Here is a 718-nt window from a genome sequence, read left to right on the forward strand (position 1 = left end):
TCACCGGATCGGCTCCATCACTGCGCCACCGCTGGTCGAGTAGCGGCCAGTTCCGAAGAAGTGCTCGCGGCGCGCCTGGGCAAGATCCTTGTCCGCCTGTTCGGACTGCAGCCAGGTTCCCATCATCGTCGTCTGTTGCGCGACCAGGCCGCGCAGCTTTTGGAACTGCGCCACCTGCTGCGCGGCGATCTCGTGGCCGACCTGCAGGGCCTTCATCTGCCCGTCGGCCGATTCCGACATCGACCGAAGCGAGTCCATGGTCGATTCTTCCGACGAGAACTGCTCGGCAGTGAGGCCGGCGGTCTTCAGCGTGCCGGCGATCGTGTCGCGGTTTGTCGTCGACCAGTTCTGGTAAGTCGACGAGAAGCTCGCTCCGTCGGGAAGGCTGGTCTTGAAGTCGGCATAGCTCTCGAAACGCTGCTTCAGCACCTCGTCGGCATTGCTCATAGAGAAGGCAATCCCCTGCCCCTGCGAAGCCAGGCTGCGCAACCGGTTGAGATCGTTCTCGACCTGACCCCAGATGTGGTTCGGCAGCCGCGCGGTGTTCTGCAGCATGTTTTCATAGATCTTCAGCTGGTTCTGGATTTGCTCCGCCAGTTGCGTGATCTGGGTGACCTGGTTGTTGATCTGCTCGGTCGACTGGCCGACCAGGCTCACCAGCTCGCCATTGTTGAGAAGTTGGGTCCATTCGGTCGCGGCGCCGGTGGCCGCCCCTGAG

At 62.4% G+C, this 718-nt stretch carries 1 protein-coding gene; it reads right to left on the reverse strand.

Going from position 1 to position 718, the window contains the following annotated elements; genetic code table 11:
- Positions 1 to 718, reverse strand: a 718-nt coding sequence (trbJ, locus tag EOA85_RS36585; protein WP_127212823.1) for a P-type conjugative transfer protein TrbJ, incomplete at its 5' end; no start/stop codon positions are given.

The organism is Mesorhizobium sp. M5C.F.Ca.IN.020.29.1.1 (assembly GCF_003997375.1).
Classification (GTDB): domain Bacteria; phylum Pseudomonadota; class Alphaproteobacteria; order Rhizobiales; family Rhizobiaceae; genus Mesorhizobium; species Mesorhizobium wenxiniae.